An 18599-nucleotide genomic window follows, 5' to 3' on the forward strand; every position below is an offset into this window, starting at 1 on the left:
TGGATGATATAATTAAATCAACAGGTGAGGTGACAATAGGTGATAGGTTTAATTGGTATAAAGAAAGACACTCCGTTGGAAATAAGAGAAAAGTTTATAATAAAAACTAAAAAACGTGAACTATACTTGAATGAATTACTTACGGAGTTAAAAGAAGCAGTTATTTTAGCAACCTGTAATAGAACAGAGATTTATTTTAATGCATCTTTTGAAAAAGAAGAATTATTAGAAAAGGTTTTTTTAATTTTTAATTGGAATTTTGAGTATAGAAAGTACATATTTATTGCTAGTGATAAAGGTGCATATAGACATCTTTTTGAAGTATGTTGTGGATTTCACTCTAAAATACTTGGAGAAGATCAAATTTTAGGCCAGGTAAAAGAGGCTTATGAAAAAGCAATAAAATTTAAAGCTGTATCTTTAGAATTACATAGATTATTCCAAGAGGCTATTACTGCTGGAAAGAGATTTAGGAAAGAGGCTAAATTGTTTGAAATTCCAGTCTCTTCTGCATCAATAGTTATAAATGAAGCTATAAAACAAAAGTGTAATAGTTTTATGGTTTTAGGATATGGGGAAGTTGGGCAACTTATTTTGAAATATTTACTTTCTCACAAGGTTGAAATTATATACTTAGTGGTTAGAAATGCTAAAGTTAATGATGAGATAAATGATAAAAGAGTTAAAGTAATTGATTTTGAAGGGAAAAATAATTATATAGATAATGTAGATTGTATAATTAGCTGTACATCTGCACCTCATGCAGTCGTTAGAAAAGGTGATTTTAATGAGGAAGGGAACAAAATTTTAGTGTACGATTTGGCTGTTCCAAGAGATGTAGAAGAAGAAGTTTCTTTTATAAGTAGAACTGAAGTTTATAATATTGATACTATAAGCCGAATCGATGATAACAACAAATTATTAAGAAAAGAAAGAATGGAAAATAATAAAGATATTATGCTTAAATATCTTAATGAATATGAAGAGTGGCTTAAGCTTAGGGAAGTTTCTCCTGTTATACAAAAATTAAGAACTTTAGGTAATGAAGTTTATGAAAAGAGGAGCAAAACTTTTATACATAAAAGTGATAATGATAAGGATATAATTTTAGCTGATAGATTAATTAAAAGTACATCAGATTTTTACATAAATAGAGCCATTGAAGTTGTTAAGGAAGAAGCTTTAAAAGGAAGTGGTGAAGAATGGATAAATATAATGCAAAAGATATTTTTCACGAAGGAATAGATTATTCTTATATTTCATTGATATCAAAAAAGCTTAGAATAGGAATAATTGGAGGAGGAAAAGCTGGTACAATAAAAGCAAAGCATTTTGTTAAGAGTAAATCTTATGTAGAAGTCTTAGCAAAAACTTTTGACGAGGAAATAATTGAATTAGCTAAGAACTCAAAAGACAATTTAAAGCTTATAAATGAACCCTTTAATTTTAGATTTTTACATGATAAACATATAGTAATTTTAGCCTTTAACGATGATATTTTAAAAAATAAAATAAAAGACTATTGTGATGAAAAATATAAAATATACATAGATTCTTCTGATTTTATGAATGGCATGGGAGTTGTTCCAGTTCAAAGAAATACCGATAACTTAACTTTTGCATTGAATACTGAATATGGAAATCCTAAAGGTTCAGTTTTTCTTTCTAATAAGATAGAAAATTTATTAAAAGAATATGATAGTTTTATGGAGTTTATCACTAAAATACGAAATAAAACAAAAGGGCTGGAACCGTATAAAGATGATATAATTAAATTTATAGTAAGTGATGAATATAAAAAAGCTTTTGATGATGGAAAAAGTGAAGAGGAGCTAAGAAATAATTTCCCAAAGAATATTGTAGATTACTTACTTGAGCCTTAGAATAAAAAGATAAGGAGGGGAAAATAAAAAGTGGATAAGTTTATAATAGCAACAAGAAAAAGCCAATTAGCGCAAGTGCAAACTGAAATAATAATGAAGAATTTAAAAGATAAGTTTAATATAAATAGCGAAAAATTGCTTATAGTTACAGAAGGGGATAGAAGATTAGATGTTTCCTTAACTAAAATTGGAGGAAAAGGTCTTTTTGTCAAAGATATAGAAGTTGCTTTGCTAGAGGAAAGAGCACATGGTGCGGTTCATAGTATGAAGGATGTACCCTATGAATTAAGCAGTGAATTTGAAATTGCAGCAATAACTGAACGAGAAGATATAAGAGATGTCCTTATTTCAAAGGACAATATACCTTTTAAAGAAATGAGATCAGGAGCTGTAATAGGGACTAGCAGCATTAGAAGGGCATGTCAGCTTAAATTACTTAGAAATGATTTGGAAATTGTATCAATTAGAGGAAATGTGCAAACTAGATTAGAAAAGATGAAAAGGGAAAATTTAGACGGCATTATTTTAGCTAGTGCAGGATTAAAGCGGTTAAATGAGGAAAATTTAATAACTGAATATTTTGATCCAAAAGAATTTATACCAGCAGTTGCTCAAGGTGCATTAGGAATTGAGTGCTTAAGGAATAGTGAAAGCAGACAATATTTCAATAAATTGGAAGATGCAAATGCAAAATTAACAGTAGAAGCTGAAAGAAGCTTTATGAAAGAATTAAATGGTGATTGTCATAGCCTTATTGGCGCATATTCAGAAATTAAAGGTAATGATTTATATATGATTGGTATATATGATATTGGTGGAAAAATAGTGAAAAAAGATATCCTAGGAAGTGTAGATAAGAATGTTGAATTAGGAAAGAACCTAGCAAAAAAGATCCTACAAATTTAATTGCGAACTGTTAACTGCCAGCAGGGTACACTAAAGAGCATAAACTGTAAATTGTAAATTGTTAACTGTAAACTGTTAACTGAACTAAGGAGGGTGTTATGAGTCAAGTATATATAATAGGAACAGGACCTGGTGACGAAGAATTATTAACATTGAAAGCAGTAAAGGCACTTAAGAAGTGTACAGCTGTTCTTTATGATAGATTAGTTTCAAATAATATATTAAATTATTTAAATGAAAATTGTGAAGTTTATTATTGCGGAAAAGAGCCTGGGGCTCATTCAAAAACTCAAGAGGAAATAAATGAACTCTTGGTTGAACTTGCAAAGAAAGGACATATAGTTGGAAGAATAAAGGGTGGAGACCCTTATGTTTTTGGAAGAGGTGGAGAAGAGGTATTAGAATTAAGAAAAGAAAATATTTCTTTTGAAGTTGTTCCAGGGGTAACATCGCCTATTGCAGTATTGAATTATGCTGGAATTCCAATAACTCATAGAGGTATTGCACAAAGTTTTCATGTTGTAACTGGTAAATCAGCACAAGATTTAAATGTTAATTTTAAAGCTTTAGCTGGGGAACAAGGAACCTTAGTTTTTATGATGGGGCTAAGCAATCTAGATAATATTATTAGTCAGTTAATAGCTAATGGTAAATCACCATTAACTCCATGTGGAGTTGTAATGCGAGGGACTTCAGCAAAACAAAAAAAGGTAATAGGAACATTAGAAAATATATCTGAAAAAGTTAAAGCGGCAAATTTAAAATCACCATGTATAATAGTGGTTGGAGAAGTTGTAACTTTAAATGAAAGTTTAAGTTGGTATGAAAATAAGCCACTTTTTGGTAAAAATATCTGTATTACAAGAACTAAAAAGCAGTCAGAGAATCTAAAAGAGAAATTAGTAAAAATGGGTGCAGAAGTTACAAGCTTTAATGCTATAGAAATAGAAAGCTGTGCAGAAAAGTTAGATGAATATTTAAATACAATAGAGAATTATGATCATATAGTGTTTACTTCAGTTAATAGTGTGGAAATATTTTTTGATTATTTAGTTGAAAAAGCGTATGATGTAAGAAGAATTAAGGCTAAGATTTCTGCAATTGGCCGTGCCACTGAAAGAGCCTTAAACAATAGAGGTATTGTATGTTTTGCAAAGGCTAAAGAATTTGTAGGTGAAGGCTTAGTAAGTATTTTGAAACCTAACTTAAAGGTAAATGAAAAGTTACTTTTACCATGTTCAGCTAAGAGCAGACAATACATATATGAAGAATTAGTTAGAACAGGTGTTGAAGTAGATAGAGTATTTATTTATGATACAATTTGTGGTAAGGTAGTAAATAAAAAATCTTTTGAAGAAGTTGATATAGTATTTTTTACAAGTCCATCTACTGTGAAAAATATGGTTGATATGTTAGGAATAGATGAAATAAAAAAGAAACAGGTTATAGCTATAGGACCTAAGACAAATGAACCTTTAATAGAATTAGGAATAGAGGCTTATGTATGTAAAGAACATTCTGAAGATGGTTTTTTAAAGGAAATAGAAAACTTATTATTAAGAGAGAGGAAGTGAAGCTTTTAGTGATCAGGTAATTGATATTATTACTCTTGATCAACTAAAATTATATTATGATTAAAAGAGGAAGAAGACTTAGAGCAAATTCAGCTATTCGTGATATGGTTAGAGAAACAATATTAAATTCCAAGGACTTTATATATCCTATTTTTGTTGTTGAAGGTAAAAATATAAAAAATGAAATTTCTTCGTTACCAGGAAATTATCATTTTTCAATTGATAGATTACATGAGGTAATTAATGAGGTAAAAGAAGCTGATATTGCAGGAGTTTTACTTTTTGGAATACCAGAACATAAGGATGAATGTGGTTCAGAAGCTTATAATGATAACGGAATTGTTCAACAAGCTATAAGAGAAATAAAAAGAATAGATAAGAATTTACTTGTTGTTACTGATGTTTGCATGTGTGAGTATACTTCTCATGGACATTGTGGGATAATTCATGATGAAGATGTGGATAATGATGAAACCTTAGATTATTTAGCTAAGATATCTGTATCTCATGCAAAAGCAGGAGCTGATATTATTGCGCCTTCTGATATGATGGATGGGAGAATTGGAGCTATCAGAAAAGCATTAGACGAAAATGGATTTAAAAAAATAAGTATAATGAGTTATTCAGCAAAATATTGTTCAGCATTTTATGGACCATTTAGAGACGCAGCAAATTCTGCACCTCAATTTGGTGATAGAAAAACTTATCAAATGGATCCAGCAAATAGAATGGAAGCTATTCGTGAAACACAAATGGATATAGATGAAGGTGCTGATTTTATTATGGTTAAGCCTGCACTTGCTTATTTAGATATAATTAGGGATTGTAGAGAAAACTTTAATCTGCCTTTAGTAGCCTATAATGTAAGTGGAGAATTTGCAATGATAAAAGCAGCTGGTAAACTTGGGCTTATCGATGAAGAAAGAGTAATGATGGAAACATTAACGTCAATTAAGAGAGCAGGAGCAGATATTATTATCACGTATCATGCTTTAGAAGCGTCGAAAATAATTAACTCAGTTAGGAGTTAGGAGCAGTTATGAGTTATGGATGAAAGCATTAAGTGGGATTTCATAATTAACTAAGAACTTAAGGAGGAAATTATTGTGAAGAATCTTGAGATATTTAAAGAGTCAGAAAAGTATATGCCAGGTGGAGTTAACAGTGCTGTTAGAGCATTTAAAGGAATTAATTTAAATCCACCTATAATAAAATCTGGAAAAGGCGTAATGATTACAGATGAAGATGATAATGAATATATAGATTTTGTATTAGCGTGGGGGCCATTACTCCTTGGACATAGTGATGAAGATGTTGTAAAGGCTATTCAAAAAATTAGTTTGAAGGCAGTAGCTTTTGGGGCTCCAACAAAATTAGAATTAGACATGGCTAAATTTATGTGTACCAATTTAGATAATATTGAAATGATTAGAATGGTTAATTCAGGTACAGAGGCTACTATGAGTGCAATAAAACTAGCAAGAGGATATACTAATAGAAATAAGATAGTAAAATTTGCTGGATGTTATCATGGGCATTTCGATGGATTTTTAGTAGAAGCAGGTTCAGGAGTAATGACTGGAGGAATTCCTGGTTCTCTTGGGGTTCCAAAAGAGAGTATAGAAAATACGTTAATAGGTATTTACAATAATAAGAAGCAAATAGAAGAATTGTTTGAAAAGCATGGTAATGAAATAGCAGGAGTAATTATTGAACCAGTAGCAGGAAATATGGGCGTCATAAAAGCAGAAGATGACTTCATGGAAACTTTGAGAAAACTATGTGATTCTTACGGTGCTTTATTAATTTTTGATGAAGTTATGAGTGGATTTAGAGTTGACTTTAAAGGAGCTCAGAGCCTATTTAAAGTTAAACCAGATTTGGTTACTTATGCTAAGATTATGGGAGGTGGACTTCCATGTGGAGCTTATGGCGGAAGAAAAGAAATAATGGAAAAATTATCGCCATTAGGTGGAGTTTATCAAGCAGGAACTATGTCAGGAAATTCAATTGTTATGGCAGCAGGACTTGCAACATTAAATAAAATTAAGAATAATTTGGATTATTATGATCATATAGAAAAAATGGGAGCTAAGTTTGAAGAGGGTGTACTAACTATATCAAAAAAATATAATTTACCAGTAGTTATAAATAGGGTTGGTGGAATGATGACTATATTCTTTACTGATCTTAAAGTAGTTAGAACTTACGATGATGTTAAAAAATGCGATGTTGAGAAATTCAATAAGTATTTTGAGCATATGTTAAAGAATGGAATAAACATTGCACCATCACAATTTGAAGCTATTTTTTTAAGTGCAAAACATGAAGAAAGTCATATTGATAAATTTATAAAGACATTTGAAGAATTTGCATGTAATTGTTAATTACGATATTAAGTTTGTAAAGGAAATGGCCAACATATGAATAAGATAAATTATCAAAAGGAACTAGATTTTTTGATAGAAAATTTAACAAAGGAAGAAAAAGTACCTACATTGTTACTACATAGTTGTTGTGCACCTTGTAGCAGCTATGTCTTAGAATATTTATCGCAATATTTTAAGATAACAATTTTCTTTTATAATCCTAATATATATCCTTTGGAAGAATATGCTAGGAGAGTTGAAGAACAAAAGAAATTTATTTCTGAGCTTAAAGTTAAGAATAAAATAGAGTTTGTTGAAGGAGAATATGATACAAAAAGTTTCTATGAAATAGCAAAAGGGTTAGAAGAGGATAAGGAAGGCAACGTAAGATGCTTTAAGTGTTATGAATTAAGACTTAGGGAAGCCGCAATTGCCGCTACGAAAGCTGGTTTTGATTATTTTACAACTACATTATCAATAAGTCCTCATAAAAATTCACAAAAATTAAATGAAATTGGCAAAATGTTAAGTGAAGAGTATAATGTAAAATATCTATATTCTGATTTTAAGAAAAAAGAAGGATATAAGCGTTCAATAGAATTATCTAAAGAATTTAACTTGTATAGGCAAGATTATTGTGGGTGTGTATTTTCTAAAAATGAAAGTATGAAGGAAAAATAGGCTATTTACAGTGGATGAAATCTTGTTATTATAGAATAAAGGAGATGATCAAATGTCTGACAAAATCATAGACTTCAATGAATTAAAAAATAAAGTTAAAGATAAAGATGTAGATAAGTTTGAAGAATATATTTACTCAATGTATTATAAATTGGCTGAAGGTAAAATGAATATGGCAGATTTCTCAAAAAATATAATGTCTTATATGCAAGAAAATAATATATCTCAAGATAAACTTATCAATATACAAAAAAAATTTTTAGAGAGATATGGAATAGATCCATCTACCATAGAAGAGCAATTTAATATTCCAGGCTTTAATATGAATAACAATAATTATGAAACTATGAAAAAGACAGCTAGTTTCCATGATAAATATAAAAGCAGAATAGCAACAAGAACAATGTCTGAGTATTTTGTAAAAAATGAAAAAAATGATTTAAAGATATTTTTGGAAAATACAGATGTTATTTTAATAAGTGAAAAGAACGTGGATTTAAATGACAATGAACTAAATGAATTTTTGTGTTCATATAAAAAAGTTATTGATGATAAGAAGATAAATATAATTTTATGTGAAAATACAAAAAGTTATGAATATTAGTTAGTGATGTTAAGATATCATTAAAGGTACAAATAAAAATACAGTAAAGAGGCCATCACATATAGGATAAAAAATCCGTTAGTGAAAGCTTCTTTTTTTTGTTATATAAAATAAAGATATCCAAAGCGAGAATTAGACTTATGCAACAATTACCGAAATAAGATACATTTATCTTCCGCAGGACTAGTGAAATTTTCGCTGGAAGGTTCTAAATGGCGGCTTGTCGTAATTTCAGCGTGTTCCAGATGTAAAAGCTCCAAGGAGAAAGTTCATGTTTCCAAATATAAAATTTGGACATTCACTTTTGGACAAGCTTTAAATGAAACAAGCCCCCATTAAGAACCATCATCAGCTCAATTTCACATGCCTGCTTCCAGAAAAATGTATTTTATTTCTAGTGTAGTGTTACGATTATAATTTCTCAATAATACATATATATTACATTTATAAGTTGAATTATTAATTTGGATATCTATAATTGTTAAGTTGAATAATTGATTAAGCATGAAATCTTTAAAAATAAACGTGTATAGAATAAATAATAAGGACTTTATTTTTTGAATTGGAGAAAAGTATATATTTTAAGGAATAAAAAGAATATTTTACATTAAATTATAATTAACTTCCGTTTATGACTTATTTTGTATCTTTAACGACTAATATATTTACTTGGATTAATTCATATGTTAGTCTTTATTTGAACATTAATAGTTTAATTTAATAGCAAAGAGTAAAAATAACTATGCATAAATTGGAAATTGCATAGGGATTTTTAAGTGGCTGAATAGGGGGGGATTTTATAGGTAAAATGGATATTTAATTATGTTACAAAGGAAGGAAAATATTTATTGTTAAGAAGGGGAAGTGTAAATATGATCAAAAGATCGCCAATGTTTTTATTGACATTTACATTATTATCTGGATTTGCTCTGAATACGTATACAGCAAGTGCAAATACAGATATAGGAACGACTGCATTAGTTACTACAAAACAAGCTGTATCAGTTGTGAGTACAAGTGCTCTTGCTAAAACCCCAGGGTATTCTAATCCTCTTATTACTCAAAAGTTTGGAGCAGATCCGTTTGCCATGGTTTATGATGGCAGAGTATATGTTTATATGAGCAGTGATGCTTTTATGTATAAAAACGGAAATGTATCTGATAATGATTATAGTAATATTAAGACTATAACATGTATATCATCCGATGACATGGTAAATTGGACAGATCATGGTGAAATTCCAGTTGCAGGATCGAATGGTGCAGCAAAATGGGCAAGTAATTCTTGGGCGCCAGCTGTTACACATAAGATTATTAATGGAAAAGAAAAGTTTTTTCTGTATTTCGCAAATAATGGAGGAGCAATAGGAGTTCTTACAGCAGATACACCTATTGGACCATGGACAGATCCTATTGGAAAACCTATTGTTACTACTAGCACTCCAGGAGTAAATGGTGTTGTATGGCTTTTTGACCCAGCAGTATTGATGGATGATGATGGAACAGGTTATTTGTATTTTGGTGGGGGAATACCAGGAGGAAGTAGCCCTAGTCAAAGTCAAATTGCAAATCCTAAAACAGGAAGAGTCATAAAATTAGATAGTGATATGATTCATACTACTGGAAATGCATCAGTAATTGATTCACCTTTTATGTTCGAGGATTCTGGTATTCACAAATACAATGGAAAATATTATTATTCATATTGTTCTAATTTTTCTGGTACACATCCAACAGGAACTCCACCTCAAGGAGAAATTGCTTATATGGTAAGTGATAATCCTATGGGACCGTTTACTTATAAAGGTACTTTTCTTAAAAATCCAGGAAGTTATTTTGGAGTAGGCGGAAATAATCATCATGCTGTGTTTCAATTTAAGAATCAATGGTATGTAACATATCATGCTCAAACGCTTGGAAAAGCAATGGGAATTACAAAAGGATACCGTTCACCACATATCAATAAGCTTGAATATGATGGAAGCGGACTTATAAAGACGGTTCAAGCTGATATGCAAGGTGTGGGTCAAGTTGCTAATCTTAATCCATATAAAAGGACTGAGGCAGAGACAATTGGATGGAATAGTGGACTTTCAACTGAAAAAAGTAAAGCTTCAGGAAGCATGGTAAGTAGTATTAATCTTGATGTTACAAATATAAATAACGGTGATTGGCTTGCAGTATCAAAAGCTGATTTTGGAAGTGGAGCTAAATCATTTAAGGCCAATATTGCATCTACTGTAGGAGGAACAATAGAAATACATTTGGATAGTTTAGATGGACAGCTTATAGGCACCATTAATGTAAGTCCTACAGGTGGAGAACAACAATGGAAAGAAATGAAATGTGACGTAAAGAGTGTTAGTGGAGTGCACAATGTTTACTTTAAGTTTAATGGAAATGGCACTAACAACTTATTTAATATTGACTATTGGCAATTTATTTCTTAATTAATAGGTTAATTACAAATTACATGGAGAAGTCCAAATATTAATAAAATAAAATTGCATGAAAGGGAGAAGGTAGAAATGAATGTTAAGGTAAGAAGGCTATTATTGTCATTGTTAACGATTTCTATAACGGGTTCACTATGTGTAGGATTATCAGCAACAGCTAATGCTGCATCAAATGTTTCAATAAATTTATCAGCAGAAAAGCAAGTGGTTCGCGGTTTTGGAGGAATGAATCTTCCAGCTTGGGCTGGAGATTTAACAGCAGGTCAAAGAGAAACAGCTTTTGGTAATGGAGAAAATCAGTTAGGCCTTTCTGTCTTGAGAATTTATGTAGATGATAATAAAAATAATTGGTATAAAGAGTTGCCAACTGCAAAAAAAGCAATTGAACACGGTGCAATAGTTTTTGCTACACCATGGAATCCACCAAGTGACATGACTGAGACTTTTAATCGTAATGGTGATACATCAGCAAAGCGACTTAAGTATGATAAGTATGCTGCATATGCACAGCATCTTAATGATTTTGTTTCATATATGAAGAATAATGGTGTAAATTTGTATGCTATATCTATTCAAAATGAACCTGATTATGGAAAAGAGTGGACATGGTGGACACCACAAGAGGTACTTAAATTTATGAAAGAAAATGCTGGAACAATAAATTGTAAGGTAATGTCTCCTGAGTCATTTTCTTATCAAAAAAATATGTACAATCCTATTTTGAATGATTCACAAGCTCTTGCTAATATGGATATTCTCGGCACCCATACTTATGGTACTAAGGTTAGTGATTTTGCTTATCCACTTTTTAAACAAAAAGGAGCTGGAAAAGAACTTTGGATGACAGAAGTATATGTACCAAATAGTGATGCTAATTCAGCAGATCGTTGGCCAGAAGCATTAGATGTTGCAGAACATATAAATAATGCTATGGTAGAGGGAGATTTTCAATCATATGTATGGTGGTACATTAGAAGATCCTATGGTTTCATTAAAGAAGATGGTAATGTAAGCAAGCGTGGTTACATGATGGCTCATTTCTCTAAATTTGTTCGTCCTGGATATGTAAGAGTTGATGCAACAAAGAATCCAACAACAAATGTTTATGTATCTGCGTATAAAGGCAATAATAAAGTAGTTATTGTTGTAATAAATAAAGGAACTTCTGAAGTAAAGCAAAGTTTTAATGTTTCAAACAGTAAAGTTTCTAGTGTATCGTCATGGCAGACTACAGCAACAGCAAACTTGGCTAAATCAGCTTCAAGCATAAATGTATCTAATGGAAGTTTTACAGCAACACTTCCAGCACAAAGTGTGACTACCTTTGTGGGTGAAATTAATTAGAGTGGTTTTAAGTATAAGTATATTATTGCTAATTTGTATGTCTATATTAATATCCCCAAATATAAATGGTACATTCCATTATAACTTATCAAGAATATAAAAAGTTGAAGGAGGATTATTATGTTAAGATCAAAAGTTATCAAAATGTCTGTAGGAGCAGTTGCACTTAGTTTATTTTTTTCAATGTCTACTTCTATAAATGCAAATGCTGCAATGTCTAAAAATAAGTTTATAGGAAACATAATTGGAAATAGTGTTCCGTCTAATTTCACAACTTACTGGAATCAAGTAACACCAGAAAATGCCACTAAGTGGGAATCGGTTGAATCAACCAGAGATAGGATGAACTGGTCTGGTGCAGATACTGATTACAATTATGCAAAAAGCAAGGGGTTAAAATTTAAATTCCATACATTAGTGTGGGGAGCTCAAGCACCAAAATGGATAACAAGTCTTTCAGCGGCAGATCAAAAAGCAGAGATATCTGAGTGGATTCAAGCTGCAGGTCAAAAGTATTCGGGTTCAGAGTTTGTAGATGTTGTAAATGAACCGTTGCATACTAAAATAGATTTTAAGAATGCTATAGGTGGAGATGGTGCAACAGGCTGGGATTGGGTTGTTTGGTCCTTTGAACAAGCAAGAAAGGCATTTCCTAATTCAAAATTACTAATTAATGAATATGGTATCATTGGAAACCCTAGTGAAGCCGATAAGTATGTAAAAATTATAAATATACTTAAGAGCAGAGGTCTTATCGATGGAATAGGTATTCAATGTCATCAATTTAATATGGATACGGTTTCTGTAAGCACAATGAATAATGTTTTAAACAAATTATCAGCAACTGGTTTGCCAATATATGTATCAGAACTTGATATAACTGGTGATGATGCAACACAATTAGCAAGATATAAGGAAAAATTCCCAGTATTATGGGAAAACCCTAATATTAAAGGCGTAACCTTATGGGGATATATCCAAGGGCAAACATGGAAAAGTAATACTCATTTGATTAATTCAAATGGAACTGAACGTCCAGCACTTAAATGGTTAAAATCATATTTAGCAAGTCATTAATTAATATAATTTAATAATTGAGTAAAGGAGAGATATTGAATGATAAATAGAAAAATAGGTATTTTCTCAATAGGATTAGCTATGCTTTTAGGAACAATGACTACAATGACTTCTATAGCTGCCAATGCTGCAGCGAATCCAAATCCTACTTGGCAAGTAGGTTCAGTATGTTTTTATAATGGGCCAACAAATGCATGGGATGCTGTTTCAGTTAAGGATCCATCTATAGTTTATGCTAATGGCAAATATCATTTGTTTTATACTGGTTATGATAAAACTGGTAAGTTCCAAATGGGATATGCTTCTGCATCTACAATTAATGGGCTAAGCAGTGCTCAGCATAAAAAGCTGAACTTAAATGGAAATGGAACTGGAAGTTATGGTGCACCACAAGTTTTTTATATGGAGTCTAAACAAATGTGGTATCTCATTTACCAAGGTAGCCTAGGAGCTTGTTATGCAACAACAACTAATATAGATGATCCAAATTCATGGAGTGGACCAAAATCTTTGGGGGCTAGTGGAAACATGGGTTGGGATTATTGGGTTATCTGTGATGATAAATATGCATATCTTTTCAATACACCATCAGATGGTTCGCATAATATTTACTGTCGTAAAACATCTCTTGCAAACTTTCCAAATGGTTGGGGACCAGCTACAGTGGCAGTAAAAGATACTTTTGAAGGAGCTTGTGTTTATAAATCCAAAGCAGATAATAATTACTACATGTTAGTTGAAGATATGAAGGATAATAGGTATTATGAACTACATCAAGCTAGTAGTTTAAGTGGTCCATGGACAAAGGTTAGTGAAAAGTGGGCGTCTTCCCATAACTTATCGTATACTGCTAATAAGTGGACAAATCGTGTTTCTCATGGTGAAATACTTCGTTCAGGCATAAACCAAAAATTAGAGATTAATGATATTAATAAAGTTGATTTCTTAATTCAAGGTTCTACTGATGGTAACGTTGCATATGAAAAAATCAAGTGGAATCTTGGGATAATAAAAAATTATAAGTAAGGGATAGCATCTATTCAGAATTTAGAGACAATCAAATTAAATTCAGGTAATTTATAGAAAGTATTAAATCATATATTGGATTTAGTCATTAAATTGTGATTTAAACAATAGATGTTCGGAAGAGTATGTAAAAGGCTATGAAAAATTAATTAATTTAAAATGAGATGAGGAGGATAAATTTATGAAAAAAAAGATTTTCAATGTATTACTAATGTGCATGATGCTTTTAACATTTATATGTGGTTCATCAAGCACAGCATTAGCAGCAACATCAACAAGTCCAACTATGCCACCATCAGACTTTGACAGCTTTAAAAGTAATATTTCACATGGTACTGTCAAATATATTTATTACCAGTCAACAGCAACAAACAGTCAACGTAGGGCAAAGATTTATTTACCACCAGGATATTCAGCAGACAAAAAGTATAGTGTAATGTATTTATTACATGGCATTGGTGGAAGTGAGAATGATTGGACTAATGGTGGAGGAAATGCAAATCTTATTGCCGACAATCTCATTGCAGCAGGGAAAATTAGCCCTTCAATAATAGTAATGCCAAGTTGTAATGCAACTGGAGCAGGAGTATCTGATGGTTATGAAAATTTAACCAAAGATTTGATTAAAAGTTTAATTCCTTATATAGAAAAGAATTATTCAGTTTATACTGACAGGGCTCACAGAGCTATATCTGGATTATCAATGGGAGGTGGACAATCGTTTAATATTGGTTTACCAAATTTAAACTTATTTCCATATGTTGGTGCTTATTCTGCAGCCCCAAATACCCATTCAAATTCTACATTATTTCCTGATGGTGGCGCTGCAGCAAAACAACAGTTAAAACTATTATTTATTTCTTATGGTACCAATGATAATCTTATTAGCTTTGGTACAAGAGTGCATGAATTCTGTGACTCTAAAGGAATTTCAAATACCTATTGGTTATACCAAGGGAGAGGGCACGACTGGAGTGTTTGGAAACCAAGTTTGTGGAGCTTTCTCCAAATGTTAGAGAAATCAGGATATACTGTGGGTAAGTAAGACGCATCTAAAGTTAAGTGCCTGCTTTAAGTGTTGCTGCAGGAACTTATAGTTCTGCTCAAACAGTAACTATTAGCAGTAAAACTTCAGGTGAAGCTATTATTATACAACTGATGGAAGCATTCCTACAACTTCATCTACAGTATATAAAAGCCCAATAACAATATCGAAAACTACGATATTAAGAGCTATTGCTACAAAAAGTGGAGAACTGCTATGTTGAACTTTCTCCAACTACCATTTCCAGCAAAGCAAGACAATAGAAAGTAAAATGACTAAGTATTATAGGGGGAGGTTTAATGAAAAAAATTATTATTTCAATTATTGGTATTGTAATTATAATGTCAGCTTTTACGTTTAATGCAAATGCTGCAACATCAGTAAAAATTCCAGTACTAATGTATCATAGGATTGAGACAAATCCTAATGTAAATGACACTTGGCAAATAGGCTTAAATGAATTTAAGCAGGAAATGAAATACTTAAAAGACAATGGGTATACTACGCTTACTAATGATCAATTTTATAACATCATTACTAAAAAAGCTTCTATGCCAGTAAAACCAATTCTTCTAACCTTTGATGGCGCAACAATAGACTTTTATAATAATGCATATCCAATACTTAAACAATATGGATTTAATGCTACAGAATATGTTGTTACAGATCAGATTGGAACGTCTTGGGGAAGCTCGTCAGATACAATTAGAATAATGAATGAAAATCAACTCAAGACAGTTGCAAATAACAAAATAGAGTTGGAAAATCATTCTACAACACATGGACATATAGCAAATTTGAGTACTGCAGAATTAACAAAGAGGGTAAGTGGTGCAACTACTAAACTTAAAACTTTAACAAGCAAACCAGTAGAATACTTTGCATATCCATTTGGTGAATCAAGTAACAATTTTGTTAATGTATTAAAAAGTTTAAATGTAAAAATGGCATTTAAAGTAGGTGGAGGAATGGCTACAGATTCTAGTGACTTAATGAACATGCCAAGAATAGCTATTGTTAATACCGATAACATTACAACATTTACAAAAAAAATAACAACTGGGAACTAGCTATAAAATATTAAGATAATAATTATATATTAAGGGAGGAAAAACTATGAAAAAATATCTAAGCGTAATTTTGTCAGCAACTCTTATGATGTCTACATTTCTTACTTCGGGAATTCAAGTAAATGCAGCAACAACAACTAATGTAGCAGCATCTGTCCCAAGTAATGCCAATTTATTAAACACTTATGGTAAAGTGTTTGGAAAGGTAGGAAATATATTAAATGGAGGTCAAATTTCAGATAGTAACGCAACAAATGCTATAAAGAAGCAATACAATAGTTTAACTGCAGAAAATGAAATGAAACCTGATGGTATTTTAGGTTCCTCTGCAAATGTGATTTCTATATCACAAGCAAAAGCACTTGGGTACTATATTCCTGATAATTATCCAGAAAGTACAGTTCCAAAACTTAATTTTGCAACTGTAGATAATATGTTGAAATTTTGTTATGACAATGGATTATCAATGCGTGGTCATACACTAGTTTGGCATTCACAAACTCCAGATTGGTATTTCAGAACAGGCTATAACGGTAATGGAGGATATGTAACTCCAGCAGTTATGGATAAGAGAATGGAATTCTATATTAAGAGTGTTATGGGACATGTTTTTTCAAGTAAATATGGAAGCGTTATTTATGCATGGGATGTTGTGAATGAATACTTACATGCAGAACCTGCTGGAAGTTCTAAAGCTACTGGATGGCAAAAGATTTATGGAAATCTTGGGACAAAACCAGGTTTTGTAAAACAAGCTTTTCAATATGCATATGATACATTAGCATATTATAAATTAACAGATAAAGTTAAATTATTCTATAATGATTATAACGAATATATGGAAGTAAATGATATTATCAGTTTGATTAATTACATTAATTCAGGCAAAAAAATATGTGCAGGAATAGGTATGCAATCTCATTTAAGTACTAATTTCCCATCAGTTGCTTATTATAAAAATGCATTAGATGCATTTGCAAAAGCAGGCTTTGAAATTCAAATTACAGAACTTGATGTTGGATCTACTTCTTCATCAGAACAATCAAAATACTATTATGATTTAATGACTGCTATTTTATCTTCTAAAAAATCAGGTGCTAATATTACAGCTCTTGTATGGTGGGGATTAAGTGATGATCATTCATGGCGTTCTAAAGATAAACCATTATTATATTCTAATTATTCAACACCAAAAGAAGCATATAATTCAGTATTAAAAGCATATTTTGATGCTGGATATACTATGAAATAATTAATATCTTTGGGCTATTGCATTAACGGATTAAAACCCGTTAGCAATAGCTCATTTTTTGAAAAAATAGCTGTACACTAATTATTTAGTGCACAGCTTGCTTTAATGTATTTGTTATAAAGGGGAATTAAGAATCACAAAGGTTGCTAGACCTTTTGTAATTGAAGTAATATCTTCATTCGAAATTGTTGATAAATCATGAGCACTGCTATTTAAAGTTATTAGTTTAGCTTTTGCATGCACTTGATTGGATTTATCATAAAGTTCTTTTGAACTTTCGTATGGAACCATAGCATCAGAATTGCTATGAATTATTAAAGTGTTAGGTATTGATGCAGTAACATAATCTATAGGATTATATTTTTTTGATAAATCATCCTTGTTTTTTATAGATTTAAAAATTTTCAATAAATCATAGTTTAAATTCTTAGTATCTAAAAGACTTAAGTCAGTTGGACCAGCAAAATCAATTAAATATTTTATCCTTGAAGGATATTTACTTAATTCTGAGTCATCAACAAATTCATCTTCTTTGCTATAGCTAGCCATAAGTGAAAGGTAAGCTCCAGAAGAGATACCTATAACTCCTATTTCGTTAGTATCGATATTATAATCTGAACTATTTTTGTATAGCCATCTTATAGTATCTTTAACATCTGATATCTGCTTATTAAATTTTTCTTTATTTTTCATTAATTCATAAGAAGTACTTACTATTGTATAGCCTTGATCTCTAAAAGTATCTAGAAGAGGGCTTAAAGCATCAGGAATATTCTTATCACCATATGCAAAACTTCCTCCATGAACATAAAGGAGTACAGGGGAAGTTTTATAAACTTGTCGTGTTGGACCATAAATATCCAATGATAATGGAACCTTATTAGTGTTTTTATAAATGACATCTTTATAATTCATAGAACTTAGAGCTATGCTTGGATTAAATTCTTGTGAAGTAAGCACTGACTCTTTTGATAAAATATATTTATCAACAATTCTATAGCCTAGTAATATTCTTTTATGAAATATTGTAGTAAATGCAATGACTACAGTTAATAAAAGAAGAAAAAATGTTTTGAAAAATTTCTTCATGATAATTCACGGGCCTAATAATAAATTAAAAAAATTATAAAAGTAAATTAGGCGTCTCTCCTTCTATAAAATTTTCAAAATATAAAGTTCACTTTGTAAAGATATCCAAAGCGAGAATTAGACTTATGCAACAATTACCGAAATCAGATACATTTATCTTCCACAGGACTAGTGAAATTTTCGCTGGAAGGTTCTAAATGGCAGCTTGTCGTCATTTCAGCGT

The 18599-nt window shown here is 30.9% G+C and carries 17 protein-coding genes; 16 read left to right on the forward strand and 1 reads right to left on the reverse strand.

The window, feature by feature from the left end:
- Positions 1-39 precede the first annotated feature (39 nt).
- The 16 genes from hemA to CSPA_RS07355 all read left to right on the forward strand — a co-directional run bounded on the left by hemA (position 40) and on the right by CSPA_RS07355 (position 17287).
- Entirely contained in the window at positions 40-1245 is a 1206-nt protein-coding gene (gene hemA / locus CSPA_RS07285; RefSeq protein WP_015391581.1) for a glutamyl-tRNA reductase, read from the forward strand.
- Positions 1203-1883: an NAD(P)-dependent oxidoreductase gene (locus CSPA_RS07290; RefSeq protein WP_015391582.1), complete on the forward strand. Its 681-nt coding sequence runs from the start codon at positions 1203-1205 to the stop codon at positions 1881-1883. The genes hemA and CSPA_RS07290 overlap by 43 nt, the downstream gene beginning before the upstream one ends.
- 30 nt (positions 1884-1913) lie before the next feature.
- The gene (gene hemC / locus CSPA_RS07295; RefSeq protein WP_015391583.1) at positions 1914-2789 is read left to right on the forward strand and encodes a hydroxymethylbilane synthase; all 876 of its coding nucleotides are present in this window, start codon (positions 1914-1916) and stop codon (positions 2787-2789) included.
- A 98-nt stretch (positions 2790-2887) separates the two neighbouring features.
- Positions 2888-4363 (forward strand): uroporphyrinogen-III C-methyltransferase, encoded by a 1476-nt coding sequence (gene cobA / locus CSPA_RS07300; RefSeq protein WP_015391584.1) that lies wholly within the window; start codon positions 2888-2890, stop codon positions 4361-4363.
- A gap of 56 nt (positions 4364-4419) precedes the next feature.
- Positions 4420-5394, forward strand: coding sequence for a porphobilinogen synthase (hemB, locus tag CSPA_RS07305; RefSeq protein WP_015391585.1), 975 nt, complete (start codon positions 4420-4422; stop codon positions 5392-5394).
- A gap of 75 nt (positions 5395-5469) precedes the next feature.
- Positions 5470-6750 (forward strand): glutamate-1-semialdehyde 2,1-aminomutase, encoded by a 1281-nt coding sequence (gene hemL / locus CSPA_RS07310; protein ID WP_015391586.1) that lies wholly within the window; start codon positions 5470-5472, stop codon positions 6748-6750.
- A 36-nt stretch (positions 6751-6786) separates the two neighbouring features.
- A complete protein-coding gene (locus tag CSPA_RS07315) occupies positions 6787-7413 on the forward strand; it encodes an epoxyqueuosine reductase QueH (RefSeq protein ID WP_015391587.1) in 627 nt (208 codons plus the stop codon).
- A 52-nt stretch (positions 7414-7465) separates the two neighbouring features.
- Complete coding sequence (locus tag CSPA_RS07320; protein WP_015391588.1) at positions 7466-8017, forward strand: DUF3867 domain-containing protein; 552 nt, start codon at positions 7466-7468, stop codon at positions 8015-8017.
- An 872-nt stretch (positions 8018-8889) separates the two neighbouring features.
- Positions 8890-10467: a glycoside hydrolase family 43 protein gene (locus CSPA_RS07325; protein ID WP_015391589.1), complete on the forward strand. Its 1578-nt coding sequence runs from the start codon at positions 8890-8892 to the stop codon at positions 10465-10467.
- Between the two features lie 78 nt (positions 10468-10545).
- Complete coding sequence (gene xynC, locus CSPA_RS07330) at positions 10546-11817, forward strand: glucuronoarabinoxylan endo-1,4-beta-xylanase XynC (protein WP_015391590.1); 1272 nt, start codon at positions 10546-10548, stop codon at positions 11815-11817.
- 120 nt (positions 11818-11937) lie between these two features.
- Complete coding sequence (locus CSPA_RS07335; protein WP_015391591.1) at positions 11938-12894, forward strand: endo-1,4-beta-xylanase; 957 nt, start codon at positions 11938-11940, stop codon at positions 12892-12894.
- A gap of 39 nt (positions 12895-12933) precedes the next feature.
- Positions 12934-13920, forward strand: a complete 987-nt coding sequence (locus CSPA_RS07340; RefSeq protein WP_015391592.1) for a glycoside hydrolase family 62 protein — start codon at positions 12934-12936, stop codon at positions 13918-13920.
- A 181-nt stretch (positions 13921-14101) separates the two neighbouring features.
- Entirely contained in the window at positions 14102-14965 is an 864-nt protein-coding gene (locus tag CSPA_RS07345) for an alpha/beta hydrolase (protein WP_015391593.1), read from the forward strand.
- Positions 14966-15086: 121 nt separating this feature from the next.
- On the forward strand, positions 15087-15188 hold the full coding sequence (locus tag CSPA_RS30480; RefSeq protein ID WP_242832630.1) for a chitobiase/beta-hexosaminidase C-terminal domain-containing protein: 102 nt from the start codon (positions 15087-15089) through the stop codon (positions 15186-15188).
- A gap of 76 nt (positions 15189-15264) precedes the next feature.
- On the forward strand, positions 15265-16035 hold the full coding sequence (locus CSPA_RS07350; protein WP_015391594.1) for a polysaccharide deacetylase family protein: 771 nt from the start codon (positions 15265-15267) through the stop codon (positions 16033-16035).
- Between the two features lie 46 nt (positions 16036-16081).
- On the forward strand, positions 16082-17287 hold the full coding sequence (locus tag CSPA_RS07355; protein ID WP_015391595.1) for an endo-1,4-beta-xylanase: 1206 nt from the start codon (positions 16082-16084) through the stop codon (positions 17285-17287).
- 114 nt (positions 17288-17401) lie between these two features.
- Here CSPA_RS07355 and CSPA_RS07360 read toward each other — a convergent pair whose 3' ends face one another.
- A complete protein-coding gene (locus tag CSPA_RS07360; protein ID WP_015391596.1) occupies positions 17402-18376 on the reverse strand; it encodes an alpha/beta hydrolase in 975 nt (324 codons plus the stop codon).
- Positions 18377-18599: the final 223 nt, after the last annotated feature.

Source organism: Clostridium saccharoperbutylacetonicum N1-4(HMT) (assembly GCF_000340885.1).
Taxonomy (GTDB): Bacteria; Bacillota; Clostridia; order Clostridiales; family Clostridiaceae; genus Clostridium; species Clostridium saccharoperbutylacetonicum.